At 59.7% G+C, this 25,631-nt stretch carries 24 protein-coding genes and 1 tRNA gene; 16 read left to right on the top strand and 9 right to left on the bottom strand.

Translation table 11 applies throughout. From position 1 onward, the window contains the following. Positions 1-249: 249 nt before the first annotated feature. Genes AKG11_RS23110 through AKG11_RS23100 form a run of 3 tightly spaced genes read right to left on the bottom strand, consistent with a single transcriptional unit; the run spans position 250 to position 3,439 of the window. Positions 250-1,683, bottom strand: coding sequence for a hypothetical protein (locus AKG11_RS23110; RefSeq protein ID WP_050745579.1), 1,434 nt, complete (start codon positions 1,681-1,683; stop codon positions 250-252). Next, the gene (locus AKG11_RS23105; RefSeq protein WP_050745578.1) at positions 1,677-2,972 is read right to left on the bottom strand and encodes a ParA family protein; all 1,296 of its coding nucleotides are present in this window, start codon (positions 2,970-2,972) and stop codon (positions 1,677-1,679) included. The genes AKG11_RS23110 and AKG11_RS23105 overlap by 7 nt, the downstream gene beginning before the upstream one ends. Beyond that, positions 2,969-3,439, bottom strand: a complete 471-nt coding sequence (locus tag AKG11_RS23100) for a hypothetical protein (protein WP_197284005.1) — start codon at positions 3,437-3,439, stop codon at positions 2,969-2,971. Before AKG11_RS23100 ends, AKG11_RS23105 begins: the two co-directional genes overlap by 4 nt. Before the next feature lie 417 nt (positions 3,440-3,856). Between AKG11_RS23100 and AKG11_RS23095 the strand changes: the two genes are divergently transcribed. The 5 genes from AKG11_RS23095 to AKG11_RS23075 all read left to right on the top strand — a co-directional run bounded on the left by AKG11_RS23095 (position 3,857) and on the right by AKG11_RS23075 (position 9,102). Continuing rightward, the gene (locus AKG11_RS23095; RefSeq protein ID WP_156334117.1) at positions 3,857-4,621 is read left to right on the top strand and encodes a hypothetical protein; all 765 of its coding nucleotides are present in this window, start codon (positions 3,857-3,859) and stop codon (positions 4,619-4,621) included. Positions 4,622-4,723: 102 nt separating this feature from the next. Then, on the top strand, positions 4,724-4,939 hold the full coding sequence (locus AKG11_RS23090) for a helix-turn-helix domain-containing protein (protein WP_050745576.1): 216 nt from the start codon (positions 4,724-4,726) through the stop codon (positions 4,937-4,939). 2 nt (positions 4,940-4,941) lie between these two features. Beyond that, entirely contained in the window at positions 4,942-7,149 is a 2,208-nt protein-coding gene (locus AKG11_RS23085; protein WP_050745575.1) for a bifunctional DNA primase/polymerase, read from the top strand. A 350-nt stretch (positions 7,150-7,499) separates the two neighbouring features. Beyond that, a complete protein-coding gene (locus AKG11_RS23080) occupies positions 7,500-8,756 on the top strand; it encodes a tyrosine-type recombinase/integrase (RefSeq protein ID WP_050745574.1) in 1,257 nt (418 codons plus the stop codon). A 157-nt stretch (positions 8,757-8,913) separates the two neighbouring features. Then, positions 8,914-9,102: a hypothetical protein gene (locus AKG11_RS23075; protein ID WP_156334116.1), complete on the top strand. Its 189-nt coding sequence runs from the start codon at positions 8,914-8,916 to the stop codon at positions 9,100-9,102. Between the two features lie 181 nt (positions 9,103-9,283). Here AKG11_RS23075 and AKG11_RS23070 read toward each other — a convergent pair whose 3' ends face one another. Both AKG11_RS23070 and AKG11_RS23065 read right to left on the bottom strand, forming a co-directional pair. Further along, the gene (locus AKG11_RS23070; protein WP_050745572.1) at positions 9,284-9,838 is read right to left on the bottom strand and encodes a hypothetical protein; all 555 of its coding nucleotides are present in this window, start codon (positions 9,836-9,838) and stop codon (positions 9,284-9,286) included. Between the two features lie 60 nt (positions 9,839-9,898). Further along, positions 9,899-10,624 (bottom strand): hypothetical protein, encoded by a 726-nt coding sequence (locus AKG11_RS23065; RefSeq protein WP_050745571.1) that lies wholly within the window; start codon positions 10,622-10,624, stop codon positions 9,899-9,901. Between the two features lie 140 nt (positions 10,625-10,764). Between AKG11_RS23065 and AKG11_RS23060 the strand changes: the two genes are divergently transcribed. Further along, positions 10,765-10,968, top strand: a complete 204-nt coding sequence (locus tag AKG11_RS23060) for a helix-turn-helix domain-containing protein (protein ID WP_050745601.1) — start codon at positions 10,765-10,767, stop codon at positions 10,966-10,968. Positions 10,969-11,287: 319 nt separating this feature from the next. Here the strand turns inward: AKG11_RS23060 and AKG11_RS23055 are convergent, their stop codons facing one another. Next, positions 11,288-12,739: a hypothetical protein gene (locus AKG11_RS23055; RefSeq protein WP_050745570.1), complete on the bottom strand. Its 1,452-nt coding sequence runs from the start codon at positions 12,737-12,739 to the stop codon at positions 11,288-11,290. Between the two features lie 636 nt (positions 12,740-13,375). Continuing rightward, positions 13,376-13,450 (bottom strand) — tRNA-Gly (locus AKG11_RS23050). Positions 13,451-13,670: 220 nt separating this feature from the next. Here AKG11_RS23050 and AKG11_RS23045 point away from each other — a divergent pair. The 4 genes from AKG11_RS23045 to AKG11_RS23030 all read left to right on the top strand — a co-directional run bounded on the left by AKG11_RS23045 (position 13,671) and on the right by AKG11_RS23030 (position 16,206). Beyond that, positions 13,671-14,180: a prolyl-tRNA synthetase associated domain-containing protein gene (locus AKG11_RS23045; protein WP_050745569.1), complete on the top strand. Its 510-nt coding sequence runs from the start codon at positions 13,671-13,673 to the stop codon at positions 14,178-14,180. 57 nt (positions 14,181-14,237) lie between these two features. Beyond that, entirely contained in the window at positions 14,238-15,200 is a 963-nt protein-coding gene (gene trxA, locus AKG11_RS23040) for a thioredoxin (protein ID WP_050745568.1), read from the top strand. 127 nt (positions 15,201-15,327) lie between these two features. Further along, entirely contained in the window at positions 15,328-16,008 is a 681-nt protein-coding gene (locus AKG11_RS23035; protein WP_024271119.1) for an LON peptidase substrate-binding domain-containing protein, read from the top strand. 9 nt (positions 16,009-16,017) lie between these two features. Then, positions 16,018-16,206, top strand: a complete 189-nt coding sequence (locus AKG11_RS23030; protein WP_023515566.1) for a Trm112 family protein — start codon at positions 16,018-16,020, stop codon at positions 16,204-16,206. Positions 16,207-16,292: 86 nt separating this feature from the next. Here the strand turns inward: AKG11_RS23030 and AKG11_RS23025 are convergent, their stop codons facing one another. Beyond that, positions 16,293-17,513: a ubiquinone biosynthesis hydroxylase gene (locus AKG11_RS23025; protein WP_050745600.1), complete on the bottom strand. Its 1,221-nt coding sequence runs from the start codon at positions 17,511-17,513 to the stop codon at positions 16,293-16,295. Between the two features lie 99 nt (positions 17,514-17,612). Here AKG11_RS23025 and tesB point away from each other — a divergent pair, with 99 nt between their 5' ends. The 6 genes from tesB to AKG11_RS22995 all read left to right on the top strand — a co-directional run bounded on the left by tesB (position 17,613) and on the right by AKG11_RS22995 (position 25,038). Then, positions 17,613-18,497 (top strand): acyl-CoA thioesterase II, encoded by an 885-nt coding sequence (gene tesB, locus AKG11_RS23020; protein ID WP_023515564.1) that lies wholly within the window; start codon positions 17,613-17,615, stop codon positions 18,495-18,497. A gap of 218 nt (positions 18,498-18,715) precedes the next feature. Then, entirely contained in the window at positions 18,716-19,066 is a 351-nt protein-coding gene (locus AKG11_RS23015) for a P-II family nitrogen regulator (RefSeq protein ID WP_037408526.1), read from the top strand. A 30-nt stretch (positions 19,067-19,096) separates the two neighbouring features. Further along, positions 19,097-20,458: an ammonium transporter gene (locus tag AKG11_RS23010; RefSeq protein WP_050745567.1), complete on the top strand. Its 1,362-nt coding sequence runs from the start codon at positions 19,097-19,099 to the stop codon at positions 20,456-20,458. Positions 20,459-20,701: 243 nt separating this feature from the next. Continuing rightward, positions 20,702-23,368, top strand: coding sequence for a DNA translocase FtsK (locus tag AKG11_RS23005; protein WP_023516742.1), 2,667 nt, complete (start codon positions 20,702-20,704; stop codon positions 23,366-23,368). A 113-nt stretch (positions 23,369-23,481) separates the two neighbouring features. Next, positions 23,482-24,138, top strand: coding sequence for an outer membrane lipoprotein carrier protein LolA (locus AKG11_RS23000; RefSeq protein WP_082342601.1), 657 nt, complete (start codon positions 23,482-23,484; stop codon positions 24,136-24,138). A gap of 93 nt (positions 24,139-24,231) precedes the next feature. After that, positions 24,232-25,038: an exodeoxyribonuclease III gene (locus AKG11_RS22995; protein ID WP_023516947.1), complete on the top strand. Its 807-nt coding sequence runs from the start codon at positions 24,232-24,234 to the stop codon at positions 25,036-25,038. Positions 25,039-25,145: 107 nt separating this feature from the next. Here AKG11_RS22995 and AKG11_RS22990 read toward each other — a convergent pair whose 3' ends face one another. Then, complete coding sequence (locus AKG11_RS22990; RefSeq protein ID WP_023516946.1) at positions 25,146-25,601, bottom strand: cyclic nucleotide-binding domain-containing protein; 456 nt, start codon at positions 25,599-25,601, stop codon at positions 25,146-25,148. Positions 25,602-25,631: the final 30 nt, after the last annotated feature.

Raw genomic sequence — 25,631 nt, 5'->3', positions numbered from 1 at the left:
AATGGAGCGGGTGAGGCGATTCGAACGCCCGACCCCAACCTTGGCAAGCAATAAATTACGCTGTTCGTGCTTTGCGTGTCTATGTCGCACAGTTCACTGGAATGCGCAAGAGTGCACGTTTCGACGGGCGTCGCGCGCGCTAGGAAATTTGAACAGGGCGGTAATCCCGTGAAATGTTGAGCAATACGGTGCAACGGCGAAACGGTGACCTTACAGTAACCCGCATGTATTTCACCAAATTGCACTCCCTTAGCTGCGAGGTGCCACACCACCTTTGCGCCCTAGGTTAAACCCAACACGGTACAAATCTGGCATATCTATCCGGCCGTCCTTACGAGTTACAAAAATACCAAGTCGTTCCAAATCTTTTCGAACTCCATCCCAGCTCTCCGCGTGCTGAGGGGGTAAACGTTCTGATGATATGTTGCTTGGTCCCTCAGGAAACTCCGATTTCCACGCGTTCACAATAGCTTCATAGTCGCTCGGAACATTCATGCCTTTAAGAGGCCGCATAGCTTCGGGCACCCAAGGATCATCCTCGGCGACCTGCAAAACGCGAATCTCTGATGCTCGTTGAATTCCTCGCTTTATGCTTTCATAATGAAGAGCTAAGGGATAATCGCCGTATCGTTCGAGGCTATCTTCTGCAGCACTATCAATAGCCGCCAGGAAAGAGCGTGGCGAGGTTTTTCCATGCCCATCGGCAAGATGGCTTACGCTCCATACATAAGGCACTCCTCGCCGAGCGTCTTTTCCCATTTTTTCGCCAGCCAGCACTTCAAACAGAGCGCGCTGAAAAGGCATCTCCGAAAGTAATTCGTGAGGAAGAAACCACACGGAACCCTTCTCTGTCAAGGATACCGAGGACGGAACAACATCTGAAATAATAGATCGCAGCAAATCTCCATGCGGCGATGATGCATTGATAAGACGCTGCCACATCATGGCGTGTAAATCGTGCCGCTCCCATGTAAGATCTGCACGTGTGGCGAGAATTTTTGACGCGTCTACAAAAGCCGTAACGGTTCGCTCCATTTGATCTGGGCGAAGAAATATCTTTGCACGAAGATGACTAAAATCACGAAGCCAAAGCGAAACCCTCAAAAGGTCGCGCACAATGCCGTTCATGGTGTCCCAATCGTTGCTAGTGCGATCCAAGGCATCGAATACTATTAAGCCAAATTGCTTTTGGCTTGATAGGATTTCATTCGCTCTCTCAACAATTTTTGCGAAGGGCTCGGAATTCTGTTCTACCCATAGAACAGTGTCACTCCAAGAACCCGTTGGAACTTTGGTGCTTGCAATCTCTGCTACCCACCGAAGCACAACAGCTCGCCATATAACATACGGCTCATGTCCGCTTGCAATCAATGATTTTAGCGCTTCGAGATCAGGATATGTATCGATACTTGGTTTTGTTGCGTAACCCGCGCGAACAATCGTATTGCTCAATTCTTGAACAGAGGCGCCTATTTGGCGGCGCAATAATTGGTTGCTTAAAGCCGCCGTCCAAAAAGACTTCCCAACGCCTCGAGCGCCAACGACTAGGACTGCCTCGCGCGTAAGTGCTTTGCGGTGCGCGAGTGGGATATAAAGCGTGCCGGGATGAGGCGTCTCGCCAGTATTATCCAGCTCGAATGGAGCGGCAATGATGGCTTTCCTAATGCTTTCCGGACTCACCATGTTTGATTCTCCCCCAGCAAAGCACGATCGAGGAAATCAAGTAGCGGCCCGTAAACCGAATTAACTTCATTCTCGTCCACTTGAATCATGCGCTGTTGTAGACTCAATAATCCATACCAGCCGCGGTTCCATCGAATGGGCAGGGGACTATGTGGCGCGGTATCATCATCTTCCTCAAAGCTCCAATCACTAATCGCTCCGGGCTTCACTGTGTCATATGTTCCTTCAAATAATGCGTGAGCATCTGCACGTAGTAGCTCAAGGTACTCAAGCCTGCGGTCATCATCTGGAACCAGACCGGCCACAATTTGCAGGCGACTCCGAATGTCAGTTATAACGCCTCGCTGTTGCCAATGGTCGATTAGCGCGCGATACCCAGTCCATGTTTGCTGTCCTTGAATAGCAAACATTAGAATTGTGTGCGCACCCAGATCAGTGACGCAAGCTGCCGCGACCTCATCGATTCCAGCTCTAGAATCAATCAGAATAACATCCGGCTTCAGGCGATCTTCAAGGGTGTTAATGAGGCGATTTAGGCGTTTGGCCCAAGTTTCTGGCGAGGAAGGGTGGCGTGTTTTGGGCATCCACGCTCGCCCCAACTTCGCCACATAGTCTCCAAGATTGTTCCCATGAGCCGGAACGATATGTATGGAACCGGCCGTGGGCAGGTCGCTTGTGGCATACGCGTCGTCAATCAAAGAATCTCCGTTGTCGACGAGGTCTTCAACCAGCCAATCGGTGATGCCATACTTTGGTTGCCTAGTTGGGGAAAGAAGCGCGCTGGATAACCCAGGTGATTCAAGATCCAAGTCCAAGACCAAGACCTTTTTACCTTGCCGTGCCAGTGTCCAAGCGCTAGCGGCCAAAGCTGTTGAACGCCCAACGCCTCCTTTGATCGAAAAGTACACTATACGAGGTGAGTTAGGGGATACCTCCGCGATTGTCTCCCATCGGCTTTCGGTGGCAAGCCGATCTACGACCCAAATATTGGGGAAATTTCCGAGCAAAAAAGAAGACGCGCCTTGGCAAGCGGTCTCTTTATCTTCTTCATAAAGTATTCCTCTTTCTAACGGATATGCATGGGACATTAACCGGTCAGCTAGAGATTGGTAAAGCTCTTCAATTGCCTTCCGGCCTTCCTCGTTTGACAAAACGCTCTCTGGAGCGATCAGCCGCACCCGCCCATTGAGATCCCGGTTTAAAATTATCCATTCAAGTTTTTTTATATATTCCGTGGGGTTGCCAAATATATCTTTCGCAAGAGGTAGAATCTCATCAAATGTTGTCATATCAAGCCCTCCCTTTGTGCCTTTTTTATTAAGTCGCAAACTGCTTTGGCACCTGCTTGGTGGGACTGTGCTCTTGCTTGGTCGAAATTAGATTGATTTGCATAACGTTGTGAAACGTCCCAGTCTATAAATGGGTCCGAAAGAGACAAAACATACCCAGTTCCATGGAGATGGCCGCTGCGATAGCTTTCAAAGCGAAGCCAAAGGCCGTTCGCGTGCTTACGGTCTTCCTTTTTTGTGGGACTGCCATCGGAGCCGAGGGCCATCCCGAATGCATGCATCAGTCGCTTCAAACCACACTCTGTAGTCACGCCATATAAATGGTCGGCATTCGCCCATCGGCCCATTTGAAAAAGCTGTTCTGCATCGCTCCAATGGCGCTGGTGAGAATCGAGAAAATCGGCTTGCATGCTTAAACGCTTATGCTCCCATACCGCGCTAGCGAGGTGTGTTAGTTTGATTTTCATGTCGCACGTTTCGGTCTGAAAGACAGCGGCTATGAACCAGTTTACGTGCCATAAACTCTTATTCTGGTGTTATAATCCTCGTCTGAGGTGCTTGGTCAAGGGTAGCTTCATGGTTTGGGCGAAATAGGATTTCGCGCTGTCAAAAGCGGCCTCAAAAATCGCTCCATAGTCCAGAACATGTCGGTGCCTCCGTGCCTACCATGCCTCACGAACGCCCATACCCCAGTTTTTCGCGGTGGCGCAGCTACGCGGACGCGCGACTACCCCGCATCAGCCCCTCCCCCTCCCTGGGCGACACCGACTCGGTGTACCACATGCGTCGTCACTGCCGGCACGGCGTCACCTCCGTGACGGCAGTGACGCTGGTGACGGCAGGTTAGCTTTCGCCGCAGCGGCGCTAGTAGGAGGGGTAGGGGTATGAAACATGCAGATAGGCCCGCTCATCTAAAAGCAATTTCTGCCGAAGGGTATTGGACAAGGATCGAGATGGTATTCGGTTCTCTCGCCATCCTTTTGGACATCAAATTCGAGACAGTGGATGAGGCTGTTGGCAAAGAAGTCCCCGGCAAGACTGGTAAGAACCAATGGGTTCCGACCACGCCTCGATGGGGCGGGGAACGCGCTTGGCTGATCTTGCCATACATTGATGCGTTGGATCAGAAGCGGCTACAGGAGCAGTTTGAGATAGCTATGGAATTGGCTCCGCTCATACGCGAACATATCGCGAGGCGCGATCTCTCTCCTGATTTTCTGGACCGTTGGGGCCGTTTCCGCGCCGCTTGCGGCCTGCTTGAGTTTCTTTATCACTCTGAGACCTCCGTTGGTCATCGGCGCTCGGCCCGTGCTGGCGGACAGGCGAAGACGCAAATAAGCGAAGAGCATCAGCGCTGGTTTGCGCACTATTTTCTGAGAAATTACCGACGAGGTAAACGTCCAGAAGCCGAGCAGGTCGTGACGAAGCTTATCAACGGGATTGTCGACGGAAACCTCGATGTGGGCCCACATCACGATGTGAAATGGTTTGAACATTTTCTCAACATAGATGATGCCCAGGCGGACAATTATCTGACTCTCAGAGAAGCCTACAAGGAAGACGGTTTGCCTGTAAAACGCATGAAAGAACTCGTCGCTCAGGGCGCGGACGGGCTTCCGTCAGTAACTTTGGAATTTCCGGACCCTTAGGTCCGGGGGAAGATTTTCATATCGCTGCCAGCCAGTATTCCCTGGTCGGTGGCCACCGATGTTTCACCCCAAAATCCCACTCAATCTAGGGAAAACATCGTTATGAAAACGAACCTCAACAATCTGAGCGATCAGGTCGATATCGAACCCATGCTTACCATCCAGAAGGCTGCCGAAATCCTCGGTGTCCATGTGTGGGCTCTGCGCCGTGCCATCAAAGCCGGCACTATCCCCGCCTATGCGCCCTTTAATCGGCGTAAGCTTGTTCGCCTCTCCGAAGTTGCTGCTGCAATCGATGCAGCGAAGATTGGGGGTTGAACATGGCTGAAGACATCTTTGGAATTGAAGCTCCCAAATTGTGGGAGCGCAATCTTCCTTTGGTCCCCGTTGATGGCAAAGCGCCCATTCCGACCGGATGGACGGGTTTGCTCGGCGGCACGCCCAGCGAGTTGAAACGTGTCGAATGGATCGAGAAGTACCGGATCAAGAACATCGGTCTGTTGCTCGGCATGGGATTGACCGCCAGCGAGGTCCTCGATGCTCTCGATATTGATGACGATCGCCTAGAGAGGTTGGTACTTCATCTCCTCGGTTTGAACCGTGCAGACCGTCGTGCTTTGCTTTCCGGTAAACGTGGAAAGAAGGGCGCAACGATCTTTGTGCGTGCTCCAAAGGCGCTGAAATCTACGGTAATCAGAGGGAGTGGCGGTCTCGGCAACATCGACTTCCTCGCGGCTGGAAAGATGACGGTCATGCCGCCGTCGATCCACCCGGAGACTGGGAGGCCGTATGAGGTTGTTGGTAAGCCGCTTCTTGAGGTGGATTTCAAACAGCTGCCGGAGATTTCCGAGCATCAAATCACGCTGCTGAAGGTCACGCTCGGTTCCGAACATGCCATCACCCTAATTCTGGGGGAGAGCACCCATGATGCTGGTGTTGCCCTCGTAGCGGTACTGGTTCGCGCTGGAGCAACTGACGAGGAGATCATCGATATCTTTGTTGGCCTTCTGCCGGAAGGCTACAAGGGCAACTCGCTCGACGAGCTTCCGGGTTGGATCGCATCCGCACGAGCAAAAGGCTTCGGCGACGCAAGCGATGAGGATTCGCCTTCGCTCGCCCACGCGCTCGTGTCGCTGGCGCTTAATGCGGGCATCGAGCTGTTCAACGACGGCGATGGGACCGCGTTCGCGACGTTGCCCCACACCGGTTCGGCAATCGTGTATCGCGTTAAATCGGACACGTTCAAGTATTGGCTGCGCTACCGAGCTTATGCCGTGATGGGAAAGGTTGCCACTTCAAACCCACTCATGGAAGCTGTCGCGACTCTTGAGACGAAAGCACTCTTTGATGGCGTAGAGTATCCGGTGTTCGCCAGAGTGGCTGGTGATGGCAAGAATGTCATCATCGACATTGGCGCAGCGGACGGTCGTATTGTCAAAGTAGACAATGCGGATTGGTCTGTCGAAGCGGGTAGCGGCCTAAAGTTCGTGCGTGGTGCGGGCTTTGACGCCTTGCCCATTCCGGAGAAAGGCGGCAGCCTCGCCAAACTGAAGGATTTCCTCGGCTTGGACGAGCACAACTTCCGCCTCTTGGTCGCTTTCCTGATCAACGCGCTGAAGCCGGACGGCCCCTATTTCATCCTTCTGGTGGAAGGCGAACAGGGCTCTGGCAAAAGCGTGTTCTGCGAGATCGTGAAGCGCATCATTGATCCCAATAAGGCGATGCGTCTTCGTTTGCCCGACAAGCCGCAGGACCTTATGATCCAGGCGAAGGAATATCGATTGCCGTCCTTCGACAACGCCTCCGGCATGAAGGCAGAGATGTCGGATGTTCTCTGCACACTGGCAACGGGTGGTGGTATCGCGGTTCGTAAGCTCTACAGCGATGGGGAGCTTCATGTGATGAGCTACACGCGCCCGTTCATCATCAACGGCATCTCTGGTTACGCCAATCGCCCGGACCTCATGGAACGGGCGATTCCGATCCGCCTCACGCCGATGCCCGAAGGTGGCAGGAAGACGGAAGCGGAACTGCTTACCGAGTTTGAGGGGCTGCTTCCTGGCATCCTTGGTGCCCTCTATGACTCGGTAGCCATGGCCTTGGCGAATTTCGATACGGTGGAGCCGCCGCGCCACCTTCGAATGGCTGACGCCGCAAAATGGATCAAGGCGGCCGAACCGGCGCTCAAACTGGAGGGTGATAGCCTCATCGACGCGATCGGAAAGGCGCAGGACGACTTCGTGATTGAGAAGGTCAACGAAGATCCGCTGGTGACGATGCTTCGCCTCGTCTGCCGCACTGGTCCGTTCGAGGGCTACGTCATGCAGCTTTTCTCCGCGTTCAAAGAGCATCGGGAGGCGGTTCCCGAACATGCTCTTCCAAAGACGCCGCCGCATCTGTCCAATCAGCTCAAGCGAATGCGGCCGGCTATGGCGAAGGCTGGCGTCTACGTTGAATTTCTCGGCAAGGATAACAAGGGCAGAAAGGTCAAGGTATCGCTCGATGGCGGCTACCTGCCGGCTTTCTAAGTGATGCCGTGACGGCGGTGACGATCGCTTGATTGCCTCGTTGGCCGGACACTGAGTGGGGAAGGGGACTCCTTCTCTCTCCTGCCCCGGCGGCCTAGGCCGCCGGGGCGCCGTCACCAGCGCCACACCGTCACTGTTTGAATGCGATTTCAACCCGGATGACCGTGGAATCCGCACCATTCTGAAGCCCCGTCTCGTCGGGGCTTCGCCTCCCCAACGCATGGCAAGGTTACGGCTCCGGTAACACGTTCGGGCCGCAGGCGGGCTTCTCGGCACAATTGACGATTCATTGTGCGGGTTACAGCCGCCGTGTTTTCCTCGCCATTTTTTCATTTAGCAGCGAGAACACCATGAAGGACAGTTTCAACGTCTCCATCACCTCCACCACCCGTCGCCGCAAGCTGAGCAACGGCACGGTGGCCTCCTATCCGCAGTACTACTGCGAGTATCGCGACCCCAAGTCCGGCAAACGACGCCGCCGCGCCTTCAACAAGAAGAAGGACGCCGAGGCTTTCCGGAACGCCTTGCTCGTGCAGGTCGCCGAGGGCAGTTACGTGGACGAGCTGACGGCCCCGACCGTTGGGAAGGCCACCGACCATTGGCTCGCCAACAAGGAAGGGCAGGTCAAGGTTTCCACGTTGAAGGGCTACAAGGTCGTGGCGAACGGCGCGATCCGTGGGCCGCTGCTGATCGGCACGCGGCAGGAACGTGCCGACTACACCGAGAGCGGCGTTGCGCCGAAGGGCGCAAGCTTCCTCAAGCTCCTGGGCGACATCAAGCTCACCGACCTCACCACGGCGGGCATTCGCGTCTGGCACCGAACCATCGTCGAGCAATGCGGCAACTACACCGCCAACCGGGCAAAGTCGCACCTCAAGTCCATCCTGGCTCTCGCCGAAGAGGACTTCGGCATCCGCGCGCCGTCGATGCCGACCGGCCTCACGCGGGCTCGTCACAAGCCGAAGAAAGCCATCCTTACCCCGGAGGATATCGCCAAGCTCATTACCGCCGCTAAGATGGACGCCGAACACGGCATCTACTACGCCTTCCCCTTCCTCGCGGGCACGCGCCCGTCAGAACAGCTTGGCCTGCTTTGGAGCGAGGTGGACTTCGACCAGAACATCATCCGTATCCACCGCATCCAGGAGCGGGACGGCTCGCTCACAGAAATGACCAAAACCGAGGCCGGCACGCGCGATATCCCCATGGGCACGACGCTGCGCGAGATGCTGCTGGAATGGCGTCTTCGCTGCCCGCGAAAGGGTAAGGAGCTTCACCGTGTCTTCCCCGGCCCCGGTCGCCTTCAGGAATGGCCGAAGCTTCGGATCGGCGGCGGCGGGCCGCTGCTCTACCAGAACTACCGCAAGCGTTATTGGGCACCGGCGTTCAAAGAGCTCCGCCTTCCCTATTGCACCCCCCATTCCGCCCGGCATTCATTTATCTCGACGCTCCAGGCCCAGGGCATCGAGGTCGGCTTGGTCGCGCAGATCGCCGGCCATGCCAATCCGACGGTAACGCTCGGGCACTACACGCAGGCCGTACGCGGCGGCGCTGCTGCCGTGGCCGCCCTGGAGCGGGCCTACGTGCCGCAGGGGGCCGTACGCTAGCGGCGTAGCGCCGCCTGCCCACCTACCGCCTAGCTGGCACCACTACGCCCCCGGTGGCACCGCCCCCGGGGGCGCTTCGTATCTTACTGAAATTAATACGATAAATTGTGCCGAGAATTTCGGCATGTTTCAATTTTTCGAAAGCGGGAGACTGTGCATGGACTACCTTCTGGTTATCGACAACGCGACAGGTGAAAGCCGCATTATGACGTTGGCTGAAGCGGCGGCGTTGACGCACGTCGAGCCGGAAGACATCGCACGCTCGATCCAGGCTTTCGGTGCCTGCCAATCCATGGACTTCACCATCGTGGACACCGAAGCGGCGGACGACGTTCTCGCCGCTTGACCCTTATATATTGGGCGAGCTTGGGGTGTGGGTTTTTCCGGGGCTTTGTTCAAACCCCTCCCCCTATCGATCTTCCTGGGCCGCGCTCGGGGGCCCCATTTGACATCGCTAAGTTCTGACGTCCTGTACGCGTATACGCGGCGATTACCAGATCAGGAAAACCGCCGCGCATCAAGGGCGACTATTCCACCACGTATTTGAGGGCATTCGCCGAGACGCTGACGACACGCAGCGTCCTGCCCTGGATCGTGACGCTCTGACCGCTTCCGAGCGTGATCGCGATAGGCCGTTGCGCCGTTGCATATTGCGACGAGCCGCGCGGCGGGATGTATTGGTAGGAGGTCGAGCGCGCCGTTCCATAGACATCGGATCGGCCGATTGTGCCCTGCACAGTGGTCGTCGTTGACTGCGGAATGATCATCGGGCTTTCGCTCATCGTCGTTGCGTTGCTCTCAATGGTCACGTCGGTCCTTTCGAACACGGCGCGAGAGCCATTCGTGCCGACGAAACGAACCGTCGTGCCGCCCGCGTTCGTAGTGCGGCCAAAGATATCGGCACCACCGACGACATTGGGCAATGCCTTGCGGGACTGGAACGACATGACGACGTCGCCCGGACCGGCCGAACGGATTTGATTCCCGGCCGGCGTCACCAAGCTGGTCTTGGTTTCTACCGGAGCGCAGGCGGTAACGAGCGGCAGGGCGAGCAATGCGGCGGCGAGGGTAGTCTTCTTCATCGTGGCTATCCTATTGAAATGGAAAACTTTCCAAAAAACACAGGGCAAAATCGCCGTCAATTATGGGGCCGCAGGTTCGATCCCTAGGAAGCGTCCGGATATGAACTCCGGCGTCCAGCGAGAGCACGCAGCATCTGCGGCGGAATGCAGGCGGGCAGGGCTGGCGGGGTGTAGCAGCAGTAGGAAGACCACATGCGCCGTGGTGAATCCCCACAACGAAGCGCCGGGCGCGGCGACAAGCAGCCGCTCGGAGCAACGGGCAAGGAACGCCGTCCGCTCGATCCTAGGAAAGTGCTGATAGATAAGCAGGGACTTTCCCGAAGCGTAGAAGGCCGTAACCTCGTCTAGATAGAGATATTTGGAAGAGTCCTTCCGACCCTTCGGCTTCGCCACCTCAAGACCGTTATCTGGATCGAAGAAGATCAGGTCAACGTTGCGGAAGGCGTAGGCGCAACGGCCCATGAAAGCGTGGCGGGCGGCAAGCTCATCGGGCAGCAGGTCGTTGTGGTAGAGCGCGCCCGGAATGGCACCGCTATTCTCTATGGTCGCCAAGCGGCGGCGTTCCGGTGCGGACGCGGCATGCGCAAGAATGTCGAACAACTCGGGGTCGACGTGTCGATGACGATCAGGATGCTGAAGATAGGCCAGTTTGCCGCCGTCCATTCCTCCATCTGACGGCGTGAGCATCCAGCTGACGCCAATGCGGTTCGCGCCGCCCGACGATAGCGCCCGCAGCAGCGCATATTTTCGATAATCGTTGATGTCGCCGACGTACTGGTCCTTCACGCGCCCCTCCGAATCGTGTCGCGCGTGCAGTATCTCCGAATACCCTAATTTGGGGTACTCCAAATTCGGGTCTTATTGAAGAGCTGGTCCTCGAACTGGCGCTTCCTTTGTCTTCGATTCGCTCTGATCTCTATCGCCGCATGATCGAGTTGCTGATTGCCGCTCGAAAAGACGCCGGGCTTACCCAAGCGGAAGTGGGTGAGCGGCTGAAGCAGCGCCAGACATTTGTCTCAAAGTACGAGCTTCAAGAGCGCAGGCTCGATGCGGCAGAGTTCGTCGCCGTGTGCCGTGCGATCGGTGTTGATGCGTCCGGCGTGATAGTGCAGGCGGAGGATAGCGTCTAAGGCCGTTTTCGCCCTTCAAAGCGATCATTGCTGCGTCGATCTGGACATGTCGGAGAAGGGTGGATCCTGACCGACCGCTTCTGGGCAGCGGATCTGCGAAAGCTGCTACTTAGGTGGCTGCAACACTACGACCGCAACGTGCCTCAATTGCGGCCGTTCAGGGATAGGATGGGCGTTCCCGAAACAAGATATTTGCCCATTCGACACCATTGATCCGGTCTCCGACTCTTAACGCCGAGCAGATTTTTAGAAACGATTCGATCGACGCGATCAATGCGAATGGCCGCCGACGTGCTGCCGACGACCATTCGTACGATTATCAGGCCGCTGCCTTCTTCGCCCGATGCTTGAGCAACGCCTTCTCGAACTCGCCCACGGCGAACTCGTGGCTGGCCTGGTTCTTGGCGAGCTTCTGCGGGTCGAAGCGCGCCATGTCCAGAACCAAGCGATAAGCGCCAGCGATATCGCCGAGATACTTCTTGAGGAAGGTCTTCGGCTCCGTGGCCCACACCACGCGGTCGTCCTCGATCTCCATCAAGCCTTTCAGACCGTAAACAAGCGGCATGATCAGACCGTCGGGATATCGGTAGTACACCGGGCGGTTGAGGTAGTGGGTCATCGGTTGGGTGGCCACATATGCCGCCTTGTCCTTGGCGGTCTCGCGTTTGACCGGGTCATACATCTTCACGATCGTGCTCGAACCAAAACGATAGTTGTTCGAGTTATAGGCGTCCGGGAAATCCTCATAGATCTGGTCATACAGCGCCGGCAGATCCGCGAGGATATCGAAGCAGCTTTTCACCGTGTCGTTGTGCAGATCGTGCGTAGGCCCTTCCCCCGCAATCGGCGCGGACACTCCGGGGTGGCGCATGAGCTTATCGAATTGCTTCGAACACTCCCCCTTGTTGCGATAGATATTCTGCGGGGTGACGCTGATGTTCAGCGGCAGCAGATCCGCTTCATTTGCCTTGTTCAGTGGGATCCACGACAGGGCAAGGAGGTCGCGAACCTTGATCGGGCGCGCTTCGCTGCTCTCCCATTCGTTGCTCTTCCACTCAACGCGGGCTGCAATCTCGGGATCTAGGCGGTCTCTGATCTCGGTGTAGAAGCCAAGCTTGTTTGATTTAGTTTCTTGCGTCAACTGGGCGTTGTTATTGCGAGCAGCGCAGATCTCCAGCACTGACATCTCAAACTGCTGGACGGCACGCACATCTTCAATGTCGGAAGGCACAAGAAGCTCAACCGGCACCAAGAAGTCGAAGCTGTCCTTTTCCTTCTCAAGTTCCTTGCGGTACTCGGTCCAGAGTTGCTTCATTTCCTCCCACAGAGCGATGCGGGCAATTTCCTTCTCTTCGGCGACTGCGGAGAGCATATGTAGGCCAATGGCCAGCATGTTATGGCCACCATCAAGGATGCCCTCGGAAGCGGGGTCCTCGAATGCGAGTTCAAAGCGGTTGCGCTGCAATGCCTCGTAGGTGGACGTGCCGATCAAGATCCCCTTGGACTTGAACGGGAACAGTTCGGGCGTCGTCTCTAGCGATTCCATAATGGCGGTGGTCACGCTCCCGACCTTGGCCGCACGGGGGTTTGCTTCGAGAGAGACGTGATCAAACAGGCCAAAGAGGTCGCGTCCCCGGACGAAACCTGTGTAGCGCTTGATGCCTGCAATCGAATTCTCGCTAGAGACGGAACTCAACCGTTCTTCGTCACGCGAGTTAGGTTGCTCCGCGACCAGCGCGAAACGAATGATCAATTTGGGAGTTTCAGTCATTTCCAGTCCTTCATAATAGAAGAGACTGGTTTCGGACCATCGGGCGCACATGCATGCGTCAATGTAATCGGCGCCGCCGATTGATTAGCTGCTTTTCAACAGCACGATTGCCGAAACCATCTCAGGCTTCTTTTCAGCCTCTATCCAGAGGCGTAATAATCATGATGCAGGCTGCGGTTTTTGTCAATCAGTCGGCGTCTGATACTTGCCTCGTGTGGCGGTTGCTTTACCTCGCCGCAAGCAGGATCCAAAGAAAGCGAAAGTGTAAACGGCGGGTCTCTGCGATGGTCGCTCAAAATCCGCTGGTCTGCAATTTGCCGCAGCCAAGACGAAAGCCAAGCGCCTTTCGACTGGGTGGTTTCGGGGCGCGGCAAGTTAGGTAGACAAGTCGCAATTAGGGCGGGAGCGGACCGTGAACGTATAGAAGGATGCCGCTGTTGGCATGAAGCGGAATTGCTCGCTCCCTGTTGGCCTCCAGGTCACGCGCTTCCGAAGCAATGATCACATATCGCGCGTTATCGTATGGTAACCCTGCGGTAACCGCGCCCTCCCTAGCCTTTTCCCCGTAGTGCGATTTCAACCGCGCCAAAAACACAAAAGCCCCGGCGAACCGAGGCTTGCGACGTCTTGGAAGAATGGAGCGGGTGAGGCGATTCGAACGCCCGACCCCAACCTTGGCAAGGTTGTGCTCTACCCCTGAGCTACACCCGCTCATTGTCGACGGCCTGGGGTAGTTGGTGGCCGAAGGTCGCTGCGTTGCGGCGACGGCCGGTATATGGCCCAAGGGATTTTCAAATGCAACAGGGAAATGTCAGATTTTGCAGAAAAAAATGCTGAGGCTTTCAAAGTCCCGGATTTTCAGGCGGTTGCGCTTGTGCGGTCGAAGCCCTATCAGCGGATGGACATCAATTGAGCCGGGGCAGGCAGGAAAATGACCGAAGCGCAGCCGAAGACCGACAGGGATCTCTTCCAGTTTCTCGACGATCTGGGCATTGCCCACAGCACGAAGGAGCACGCGCCGGTCTTCACCGTCGCCGAATCGGTGGCGCTGCGTGATGAAATTCCCGGCGGTCATACGAAAAACCTCTTCGTGAAGGACAAGAAGGACAATTATTTCCTGATGACCGTCGAGGAGCATGCGACGGTGGACCTGAAGACCGTGCATTCGGTCATCGACGCCGCGAGCCGCGTCTCCTTCGGCAAGCCGGAGAAGCTGATGGAGTATCTCGGGGTCATTCCCGGCGCCGTCACTGCCTTCGGGGTGATCAACGACACGGCCGGCAAGGTGAAGATCATCATCGATGCGGACCTGATGGCTTTCGACACGATCAACGGCCACCCGCTGCGCAACGATGCGACGACCTCGATCGGCTCGAAGGATCTCCTGCGCTTCATCGAGGCGACCGGCCACGAGCCGCTTGTCTTGAAAGTCACGGCCTGACATACGATCTGGGGCACAGACACGACATCGAGGCGCTTGGCGCCACAGGAGAGACCCATGAGTGCAGGCGACAACCCCTACGCATCGTCCTATGGCGGCCAGATGAACGTCTCGGCGAGCTTTGGCGGCGCGGCACCGGCGGATGATCTCATCAAGGACACGACGACGGCGAATTTTTCGCGCGACGTGCTGGAGGCCTCGCGCCAGCAGCCCGTTCTCGTCGATTTCTGGGCGCCCTGGTGCGGTCCGTGCAAGCAGCTCCAGCCGATCATCGAGAAGGTTGTGCGGGAAAGCGCTGGCCGCGTGAAGCTCGTCAAGCTCAACATCGACGACCATCCCTCCATTCCCGGCCAGCTCGGTATCCAGTCGATCCCGGCGGTCGTCGCCTTCGTTGGCGGGCGCCCGGTCGATGGCTTCATGGGTGCTGTGCCGGAAAGCCAGATCCGTGACTTTATCGACAAGGTCGCAGGTCCCGCCGGCGCCGACGAGAAGGCCGAGATCGAGGCGCTGCTCGCCGAGGCGAAGACCCTGTTCGATGCAGGCGATCTTGCCGGCGCGGCCGATCTCTACGGCGCGCTCCTGCAGGCCGATCCGGAGAATCCGGCTGCCCTTGCCGGCATCGCGGAATGCATGATCGCTGCCGGCCAGCCGGAAAATGCCCGGCAGATCCTCGGCAACCTGCCGGAGGCCGTCGCGGCCGATCCGGCGGTTGCGGCCGTGCTGAAGAAGCTCGACCAGATCGAGGAGGCGCGCAAGCTCGGCGATCCGGCCGCGCTCGAGCAGGCGTTGGCGCTTGATCCGGATGACCATGCGGCACGGCTGAAGCTCGCCAAGATCCGCAATGTCGAGGGTGACCGGCAGGCGGCGGCCGATCATCTGCTTCTCGTCATGAAGCGCGATCGCACCTTCGACGATGATGGCGCGCGCCGCGAGCTTCTGCAGTTCTTCGATGTCTGGGGTCCGAAGGATCCGGCGACGATCGCTGCCCGGCGCAAGCTGTCGTCGATCCTGTTTTCCTGAGGCATTTTCCGGGAGAACGGCGTGGCATCCCTTGAGAAATGCCACGCCTACCCCACATTCGGGAAGAAGCGCGTTGACGGGCGGCGAAGACGGATCGTCACGTCGCGCGCAATGGGAAGGCACTGCCATGCATGTGGGAAATGCACGTTATCTGAAGCCGGAGGACCTGCCTGAGGCCATCCCCGTCTTTCCGTTGACGGGTGCTCTTCTTTTGCCCGGCGGGCAGTTGCCGCTCAACATCTTCGAGCCGCGCTACCTCTCCATGTTCGACGACGTGCTCGCCACGCACCGGTTGATCGGCATGGTGCAGCCCGTCTTCGGTGCTGATCGCACGGATGATGCCGCAACCGACACGCCGGACCTTTGCCAGGTCGGCTGCATCGGCCGCATCACGTCCTTTGCCGAGACGGGAGACGGGCGTTACATCGTCTCGCTCACCGGCGTCTGCCGCTATCGCCTGCTGGAGGAACTGCGCGGCGACAAGTCCTATCGCAGCTTCCATATCGCTCCCTTCATCGCGGACCTTTCGGGACGCGACGACGAGCAGAGCGTCGATCGCGAAGCCCTGCTCGCTGCCTTCAAGGCCTATCTCGACGCCAACAAGCTGGAGGCCGACTGGGAGAGCGTGGAGCGGGCGAGCAATGCGACGCTGGTCAATTCCATGGCGATGATGTCGCCCTATGGACCTGCTGAAAAGCAGGCACTGCTGGAGGCACCGGATTTGAAGACGCGGGCGGAAACGCTGATCGCCATTACCGAAATCGTGCTGGCGCGCAGCTACGGCGACGTCGATACGATGCTGCAATAGGCCTGTGCGATGAACGTCAGCACCAGTCGTGTCGATCCCAAATTGCTCGAGCTTCTCGTTTGCCCGCTGACCAAGGGCCGGTTGACCTATGATGCGGCTGCGGGCGAGCTCGTTTCCGAAAAGGCCAAGCTCGCCTATCCGATCCGCGACGGTATTCCGATCATGCTGATTTCTGAGGCGCGGGAAATCAAGGATTAGGCCGCAGACAGAGCCCGATCATATCTTCTTCGTCACGATCGGATTTGAAGGGCCAGGACGAGCGCAGCGTTGTTGCGCCCTGCCAGTCAGATCCGTTGCCCGACCAGCATGCGCGGGTGCCCGTTCCCGGTGGTGCCTTCCGCCTGGCGGATGAAGAAGGATTTCAGTCCCGGCAGCCGATCGACGACGCCGAGGCCGACATCGCGCAGCACGCGCAGCGGCGTCACATCGTTGGAGAAGAGGCGGTTCAGCACGTCCGTGGTCACGCCCATGCGCACCGTGTCGAAGCGACGCCAGCCTTCATAGCGTTCCAGCACGGAGATCGCGCCGATATCGAGGCCGAGGCGATCGGCCTCGACGACGGTTTCGGCAAGCGCCGCCACGTCCTTGAAGCCGAGATTGAGGCCCTGGCCGGAAATCGGGTGGATACCGTGCGCGGCATCGCCCGCAAGCGCGAAGCGCGGCGCGACGAAGGCGCGGGCGAGCGTCAGGCCGAGCGGGAAGGCACGGCGGCCGCCGACGACCTTCAGTGCGCCGAGCTTGTGGCCGAAGCGGCGCTCCAGTTCCTCTTCGAAGACGAGATCGTCGCTCTCGATAAGCCGGCGGGCATCCTCCGTGCGCTCGGTCCAGACGAGCGAGGACCGGTTGCCAGCCAGCGGCAGGGTGGCGAAGGGGCCGGCGGGCAGGAAATGCTCCTCCGCCGTGCCCTCGTGCGGGCGCTCGTGCTCGACTGTCGTAACGATGCCGGATTGGCCGTAGTCGAAGCGCACGGTCTTGATGCCTGCCATGTCGCGCAGCTTGGAGCGCACACCGTCGCAGGCGACGAGCAGGCGGGTCTGGCATTCGGTTCCGTCGGACAGGCGGACCGTTGTCGCATGTTGCTCGGTTGCAAAACCCTCCGCTGACGTTGCCCAACGCATGGGGATGCCGAGCACTTCGGCCTGGCGAAGCAGGCTGCGTGTCACCGCGCGGTTGGGCACCATATGGGCGAAGGGCTGGCCGTCGTCTCCGGAGCCGGCCCCCTCGAAGGTAAGGAAGACGGGACGCACGGGATCGGCCGTGCGCGAATCGGTGATCACCATGCGGCGGATCGGTTCCGCCTCCGGTGCGATCTCGCCCCATACACCAATGACGTCGAGCAGGTTGCGGGCGGCAGCGACGATCGCGAAGGCGCGCTCGTCCTTCTGCCAGGCGTGTTCCGGCGCACCGTCGACCACGGTGACGGCAAGATGCGGGGCGGCCTTCTTGATGGCGACGGCCAGCGACAGGCCGACATAACCACCGCCGGCGACAAGAACGTCGAGCATGGTCGCTTCGGGCATGGTGTACTCCTGGCCGCTTGAGGTCTTCCGTCCCTCTATATAGAGGAGGAGAAACCGTATTCCTACCTGCGGAGTCACGTCCAAATGTCGCGTCAGCCTGCGAAGAACCCCGCCATGGATGTCCTTTTGGAGACGCTGGATCTCGAGCGCCTGGAAAGCCGGCTGTTTCGCGGCAAGAGCCCGCAGGTCGGCTGGCAGCGGGTGTTCGGCGGGCAGGTGATCGGCCAGGCACTGGTTGCGGCGACCCGGACGGTGGAGGCGGGGCGCTTCGTGCATTCGCTGCATGCCTATTTCGTGCGGCCGGGCGATCCCGCCGTGCCGATCATCTACGACGTGGAAAACATCCGTGACGGCGGTTCCTTTGCCACTCGCCGCGTCATCGCCATCCAGCACGGCAAGCCGATCTACTTCATGACGGCATCCTTCCAGGACGACGAGGACGGGCTGGAGCACCAGGCGCCGATGCCCGACGTGCCGCAACCGGAAGACCTGCTCGGCGAGGCGGACCTGAAGCAGCGGTTCATGACCGAGGCGCCGGAGCATATCCGCGCCTACTGGCAGCGACCGCGGCCGATCGAGTTGCGACCGGTTTCGCTGGACCACTACTTTTCGCGGGAGAAACTGGAGCCACGGCAGAACATCTGGGTGCGCACCACCGGCCCGGTACCGGCCGAACGCCATCTGCAGGCTGCCGTGCTCGCCTATCTCTCGGATATGACGCTGCTCGACACCTCGCTCTTTGCGCATGGCACCTCGGTGCTCGACCGCTCGCTGCAGGTCGCCAGCCTCGACCACGCCATGTGGTTCCATCGCCCGCCGAATGTCGACGACTGGCTGCTCTACAGCCAGGACAGCCCCTCCGCCTCAGGTGGGCGCGGGATGACCCGTGGCGCGATTTTCACCCGTAGCGGGACCCTCATTGCCTCCGTGGCCCAGGAAGGGCTGATTCGGAAAAAGGCAACTGACTAATTTTTATCCATTGTTCTATTTACGCCTATTTTTTGATCATGTGTGATGGTGATTTTTTGCACTGCACCATGCCTTCTATTTTTTTCGGTTTCATTTCAAAAGCTTAGCTGGCCCGTTCGAATCTGGCACGCCCCTTGAATGTGTAGTTCCCAGTCGTGGCTGACGTGACGTCGCCAACGATGAGGAGAGATGGCCCCGGCTGGGGACAAGCACGAAGGATGGGAAACCAGATGAAAATTGTGATGGCCATTATCAAGCCGTTCAAACTCGATGAGGTGCGCGAAGCCCTCACCGCGGTCGGCATCCAGGGCCTGACCGTGACCGAGGTGAAGGGCTACGGGCGCCAGAAGGGACATACGGAAATCTATCGCGGCACCGAATATGCCGTCAGCTTCCTGCCGAAGCTGAAGATCGAGATCGCCGTGCCTGGCGATGTCGTCGACAAGGCCGTCGAAGCGATCGCTTCCGCCGCCAAGACCGGCCAGATCGGCGACGGCAAAATCTTTGTCTACGCGATCGACCATGCCGTGCGCATCCGCACCGGCGAAACCGATTCCGAAGCGCTCTAAGCAAACGGCCTATCAGGGAGCCTTTTCAACATGTCTTCATTTACGCTTTCGCAGACCTTCTCCCGCGTGGCTGCCGCCACGACGGCCGCGCTTCTGCCGGTCGCCGCCTTCGCGCAGGAAGCCGCACCCGCCGCCACCGAGGCCGCCGCTGCCGCGCCCGTGCCGGACAAGGCCGACACTGTCTTCATGTTCCTCGCCACGCTTCTCGTGTTCTTCATGCTGATTCCGGGCCTTGCGCTGTTCTACGGCGGCCTGGTGCGCACCAAGAACATGCTCTCGGTCCTCATGCAGTGCACCGTGATCGGTGCCATGATGATGATCGTCTGGGTGACTTACGGCTATTCCTTCGCCTTCGGCGGATCCACCAGCCCCTATTTCGGCGGCTTTGCGAAGATGTTCCTGTCGGGTGTGACGGTCGACAGCACGGCGGCCACCTTCTCTGATGGTGTCGTCATCCCGGAATACATCTTCATGCTGTTCCAGATGACCTTTGCGGCGCTGACGCCGGCGCTCATCATCGGTGCCTTCGCCGAGCGCATCAAGTTCTCCGCGGTGCTCCTCTTCACCGTTCTCTGGGCCACCTTCGTCTATTTCCCGATCGCTCACATGGTCTGGGACGGCAACGGCCTGATCTTCAACATGGGCGCGCTTGATTTCGCCGGCGGCACCGTCGTGCACATCAATGCCGGCGTCGCAGGCCTCATTGGCGCAATCATGGTCGGCAAGCGTACCGGCTTCGGCAAGGACATGATGGCTCCTCACTCCATGACGCTCACCCTCGTCGGTGCCGCCATGCTGTGGTTCGGCTGGTTCGGCTTCAACGCCGGCTCCAACCTCGAGGCCTCGGGCGGCGCGGTTCTCGCTACCGTCAACACCTTCGTTGCCACCGCTGCCGCGATCCTCGCCTGGTCGGTCGTCGAAACCTTCACCCGCGGCAAGGCTTCGCTGCTCGGTGCCGCCTCGGGCATGATCGCCGGCCTCGTCGCCGTCACCCCGGCCGCCGGCTCCGTCGGCCCGTTCGGCGCAATCGTGCTTGGTCTCATCGTCTCGCCGATCTGCTACTTCTTCGTCGCGGTCGTGAAGAACAAGTTCGGCTATGACGACACGGCCGATGTCTTCGGCGTCCATGGCGTCGGCGGCTTCATCGGCGCGCTCGGCACGGGCATCTTCACCGCCCCGTCGCTCGGCGGTACGGGTGGTGCGGATTTCTCCATCGCGTCGCAGTTCATGACCCAGCTTACTGCCGTCGTCATCACCATCGTCTGGTGCGCCGTCGTCTCGGCAATCCTCTACAAGGTGGTCGACATGATCGTCGGGCTACGCGTCTCGGTCGAAGCCGAGCGCGAAGGGCTCGACCTCTCCTCCCACGGCGAAGCGGCTTACCACTCCTGAGATGCCTGCGGCGGCTCCCAGCGGCCGCCGCCAAACATCCCGTCGCGGCCATAGGATAATCTATGCCGCCCTTGGCCCGGACCCTGTGTCCGGGCTTTTTTCGTTTACCGGGGAGAAACCATGCTGCGGGATCGCATGGTTAACATGCCATTAAGGCTTCCTTCGTAGGGTTCACAGTCAGGCACAGTCCGCGAATCACGCGGGCACCGTGCGATTTCCTTGCGTGGACCATAGGCTGTAACCATGAGCAGAAGCATTTCGGCAGGACTGGACAACCGTCACGACCGCTTCGTTCTGTCGGCATTCGTCTGGCGACAGGTGCAGATCCTTCTCGGGATCATCGTCTTCCTCGGCCTCGCCTTCGCCATTGCCGCGCTGTCCACCTGGAACGTCTCCGACCCCAGCCTCTCTTATGCCTCCAGCGGCGAGCCGGCCAACATCCTCGGCTATTCGGGCGCCGTCTTTGCCGATATCTTCATGCAGTTCTTCGGGCTCGCCAGCGTCATCGCGCTCCTGCCGGTCGTCGCCTGGGGTCTGGCGCTGATCAGCGGCCGGCGCTTCAACCGGGTGCCGCAGCGCGCCGGCGCCTGGCTCGGGGGGGCGATTCTCGCCTCTGCGGCGCTCGCCTGCGTGCCCGGACCCGTCACCTGGCCGCTGCCGACCGGTCTTGGCGGCGTCTTCGGCGACATGATCCTGCGTTTTCCCGCGCTCTTCACCGGTGCCTATCCGACGGGGCTTTTCGCCTCCATTCTCGGTGGTATCATTGCCGTTCCCGCCGCCTGGCTCATGGTCTTTGCAGCCGGCCTGATCGGCTCCGTGGCGATCGACGACGAGGAGGATTTTGCTCCCGTTCCGACGCCGAGCCGGGCGCGCACCGTCGCCGAAGACGACGATGATGACGAGCGGGAAGGCCCACTGACCGTCCTTGCCGGCGCCATGACACATGCCTGGTACACCGGCCAGGCGCGGTTCCGCCGCATCTTCGGCCTTGCCAACCAGCGCCGCAAGGCGCGGGGTATCGAGCAGCCCTACGATTTCAACGAGGACGAGTTCGGTACGCTGAACGAGCCGTCCCGCGCCCGCACGCCGTCCCGTTCGGCCGACCGCGTCGAGCCCTCCCTCGATGGACGGCGTGTCGTCGCGGCCCCGCCGATGGCTGGCGATGACGACGACCTGCCCTTCGACATGGATGAGCCGATGGCCCGTCCAAACGGCATCCTGCCGGACGACGATATGGACGATATCGCCGCCGACTGGGCACCGCGCCGCGCGCCGGCCCGCCAACCCATGCCGGCGACGACCGCTCGGGTCGTTCCGGCTGCTTCCCGGCCGAAGCCCGGCCAACGCATCGAGCGAGAGGCGCAGACCTCCTTCGTCGGTCCCGATGGCTTTGCCCTGCCGCCGATCCACCTGCTCGCCGAGCCGAAGGGCCAGGTGCGCGACATGACCCTTTCGGCCGATGCGTTGGAGCAGAACGCCCGCATGCTGGAAGGCGTGCTGGAAGATTTCGGCGTCAAGGGCGAGATCATCCATGTCAGGCCCGGCCCGGTCGTCACGCTCTACGAACTGGAGCCGGCCCCCGGCATCAAGTCATCGCGTGTCATCGGTCTTGCCGATGACATCGCCCGCTCGATGAGCGCGATCGCCGCCCGCGTCGCCGTCGTGCCGGGCCGCAACGCCATCGGCATCGAACTGCCGAACCAGAGCCGCGAGACGGTCTACCTGCGCGAACTCATCGCCAGCCGCGATTTCGAGACCTCGAAGGCCAAGCTCGCCATGGCGCTCGGCAAGACGATCGGCGGCGAGCCGGTGATTTCCGACATCGCCAAGATGCCGCACCTGCTCGTTGCCGGTACAACCGGCTCGGGCAAGTCCGTCGCCATCAACACCATGATCCTCTCGCTGCTGTACCGCCTGAAGCCGGAGCAGTGCCGCCTGATCATGATCGATCCGAAGATGCTGGAACTCTCCGTCTATGACGGCATCCCGCATCTGCTCTCCCCCGTCGTCACCGATCCGAAGAAGGCCGTCGTCGCCCTCAAGTGGACGGTCCGCGAGATGGAGGAGCGCTACAAGAAGATGTCGAAGATCGGCGTGCGCAACATCGACGGCTTCAACAGTCGCGTCGAGCAGGCGCTGGCCAAGGGCGAGCAGATCAGCCGCACCGTGCAGACCGGCTTCGACCGCCAGACCGGCGAGGCGATGTACGAGACGGAGGAGTTCGACCTCCAGCCCATGCCCTATATCGTCGTCATCATCGACGAGATGGCCGACCTGATGATGGTTGCCGGCAAGGACATCGAAGGTGCCGTTCAGCGGCTTGCGCAGATGGCGCGCGCGGCCGGCATCCACGTCATCATGGCGACGCAGCGCCCCTCGGTCGACGTCATCACCGGCACGATCAAGGCCAACTTCCCGACGCGCATCTCCTTCCAGGTGACGTCGAAGATCGACAGTCGCACCATCCTGGGCGAACAGGGTGCCGAACAACTGCTCGGCATGGGCGACATGCTCTACATGGCCGGCGGCGGGCGCATCCAGCGTGTGCACGGTCCCTTCGTCTCCGATGGCGAGGTGGAGGCGGTGGTCGCGCATCTGAAGACGCAGGGCGCGCCGCAATATCTCGATGCGATCACCGAGGACGACGATGACGACGGCGAGGGCGGGAGTGGCCCGGCCGGCACCGCCAATCTCGACGATTCGGACGATCCCTATGACCAGGCGGTGGCTGTCGTGCTGCGCGACGGCAAGGCATCGACCTCCTATATCCAGCGCCGTCTCGGCATCGGCTACAACCGTGCCGCCTCGCTGATCGAGCGCATGGAGAAGGAAGGACTGATCGGCCCGGCGAACCATGCCGGCAAGCGCGAGATTCTCGTGCCGACCGAGGATGAAATTTCGGGACGCTGACCGGGAACGGGCGCGCCTTCCGCGGCGTTTTCACCGGCAAGTCTCGCGTCAGGGCGAAACGCCATTATGGCGCCGCGTTTGGCCCGCATGAGAAACGCATGAAGGAGACCAACATGATCCGAACCGAGAACGGCCGCGCGACCGGAACGCTGACGCGCCGCGGCTTCACCTGCCTGATGGCCTTCACGCTTGCAGCCAGCCTTTCGGCGTTTGCGCCCACCGACGCCTCCGCGCAGGCGAGTGGTGCCGCCCAGAAGATCGCCGATCACTTCGCCTCGGTGAAAACGATGATGGGTGAATTCGTGCAGTTCGGCCCGCGTGGCGAGCAGACCGGCGGCAAGTTCTACATCTACCGCCCCGGCAAGATCCGTTTCAACTACGAGGAACCCTCGCCGATGCGCGTCATCGCCGACGGCAAGGCCGTCGTGATCGGCAATCGCAAGCTGAAGACCTGGGACCTCTATCCGCTCTCAAAGACACCGCTCAACCTGCTGCTCGGCGAAAAGATCGACCTTTCCACCAAGATGGTGCGCAGCGTGAAGGAAGAGGCGGACCTGACGACGATCGTGCTCGGTGACCGGAACATGTTCGGCGATTCGACCATCACCATGATGTTCGACCCGAAGACCTACGACCTGCGCCAGTGGACCATTACCGATGCACAGGGCAAGGACACCTCGGTGATGATCTTCAACGTCAAGACTGGCATGAAGCTCGACGACAAGGTTTTCTCCATTCCTTACGACGAAGTGCGCAACAAGGGCGGCTAATTCGAGCCGCAGCCGTTTCCGTTTCGCCCTTCATGCGCTAAGACGCCCCGACCGGCCCGTGAGAACGGGCCGGATGTTTTTGAGGGCGACGGCATGGCACTTTCGATTGCGACCTGGAACATCAACTCGGTGCGGCTGCGCATGCCGCTCGTCGAACATTTCCTGAAGACCTTTTCGCCGGACATCCTGTGCCTGCAGGAAACCAAGTGCCCGAACGACCAGTTCCCTTCAAAGCCGCTGAAGGCGCTTGGCTACGAGCATATCGTCATGCATGGCCAGAAGGGCTATCACGGCGTCGCCACCGTCTCCCGCCTGCCGCTGACCGAACTTGTCGAGCGGCGGGATTACTGCGGCGTCGGCGATGCGCGCCATGTCTCGGTGCTCTTCCACCACAAGGGAAAGTCGATCCGCCTGCACAATTTCTATGTGCCGGCCGGCGGCGACGAGCCGGATCGCACGATCAATCCGAAATTTGGCCACAAGCTCGATTTCATCGAGGAGATGAAGCTGCTGCACGCCGAAGCCGAGGCTGGCATTTCCTCGGTCCTCGTCGGCGACCTCAACATCGCCCCGCTGGAACATGACGTCTGGTCGCACAAGCAGCTCCTCAAGATCGTCAGCCACACGCCGATCGAAACGGAGGGCCTGGTCGACGTCATGACGAAGGGGGCCTGGGTCGACCTCATGCGCAGCAAGATACCGGCCCATGAGAAGCTCTATACGTGGTGGAGCTACCGCTCGGCCGACTGGGTCGCCGCCAACAAGGGCCGCCGCCTCGACCACATCTGGTCTTCCGCCGACCTCGAGCCGCACCTCAGCAACATCGCGGTGGTTCGCGAGGCCCGCGGCTGGGAGCGGCCGTCCGACCATGTGCCTGTCATTGCCGAATTTGATTTCTGAGGGGACGTGCCCCGCGCGTGGAGTTGGTTGGGGAAACCGGTGCGGCAATTCCCTTCGCCCCGCTTGCGGGGAGAAGGTGGTCGGCAGGCCGGATGAGGGGCCTTGCCTCACGCAAACCGCCCGGCAAGCCCCCGCATCGAGCTGATCATTGCCGCGAGGTTTTCGCGGATGCGGGCGTCGACGAGCACGGCGACGTCGGGATACTCTTCCAGCATGCGCCGGAAGAGCGGGCGGTTGATGCGGATGACCTCGCTGTCCTCCGTCGCCACGGCCGTGTATTTACGCTCGACGGCGGAAATCATCGCAAGTTCGGAAAGCAGGGTGCCGGCACCGGCCGTGCCTTCGTCCCGCGTTGCCCCGTCGCGTAGCGTCGAGGTCAGCCGGAACGCGCCATAGGCGACGACGAAGCCGCAATCCGCCGATGTGCCCTCGCGAAACAGCGTCTGCCCCTCCACCAGCCGCCGGCGCTCGGCGCCGAAGGCCATCAGCCGGAGCTTGTCGTCGGCAAGGCCGGCGAAGAGCGGCACGCGGGAAAGAAGGGCGATGTCGTCGCTGAGACCCACGGCGGGCGCTCCTCAAAAGCGATTCCAGGA

The sequence above is a fragment of the Shinella sp. SUS2 genome (assembly GCF_001262505.1).
Taxonomy (GTDB): domain Bacteria; phylum Pseudomonadota; class Alphaproteobacteria; order Rhizobiales; family Rhizobiaceae; genus Shinella.
This window is presented reverse-complemented; position numbering and strand designations above follow the sequence as displayed.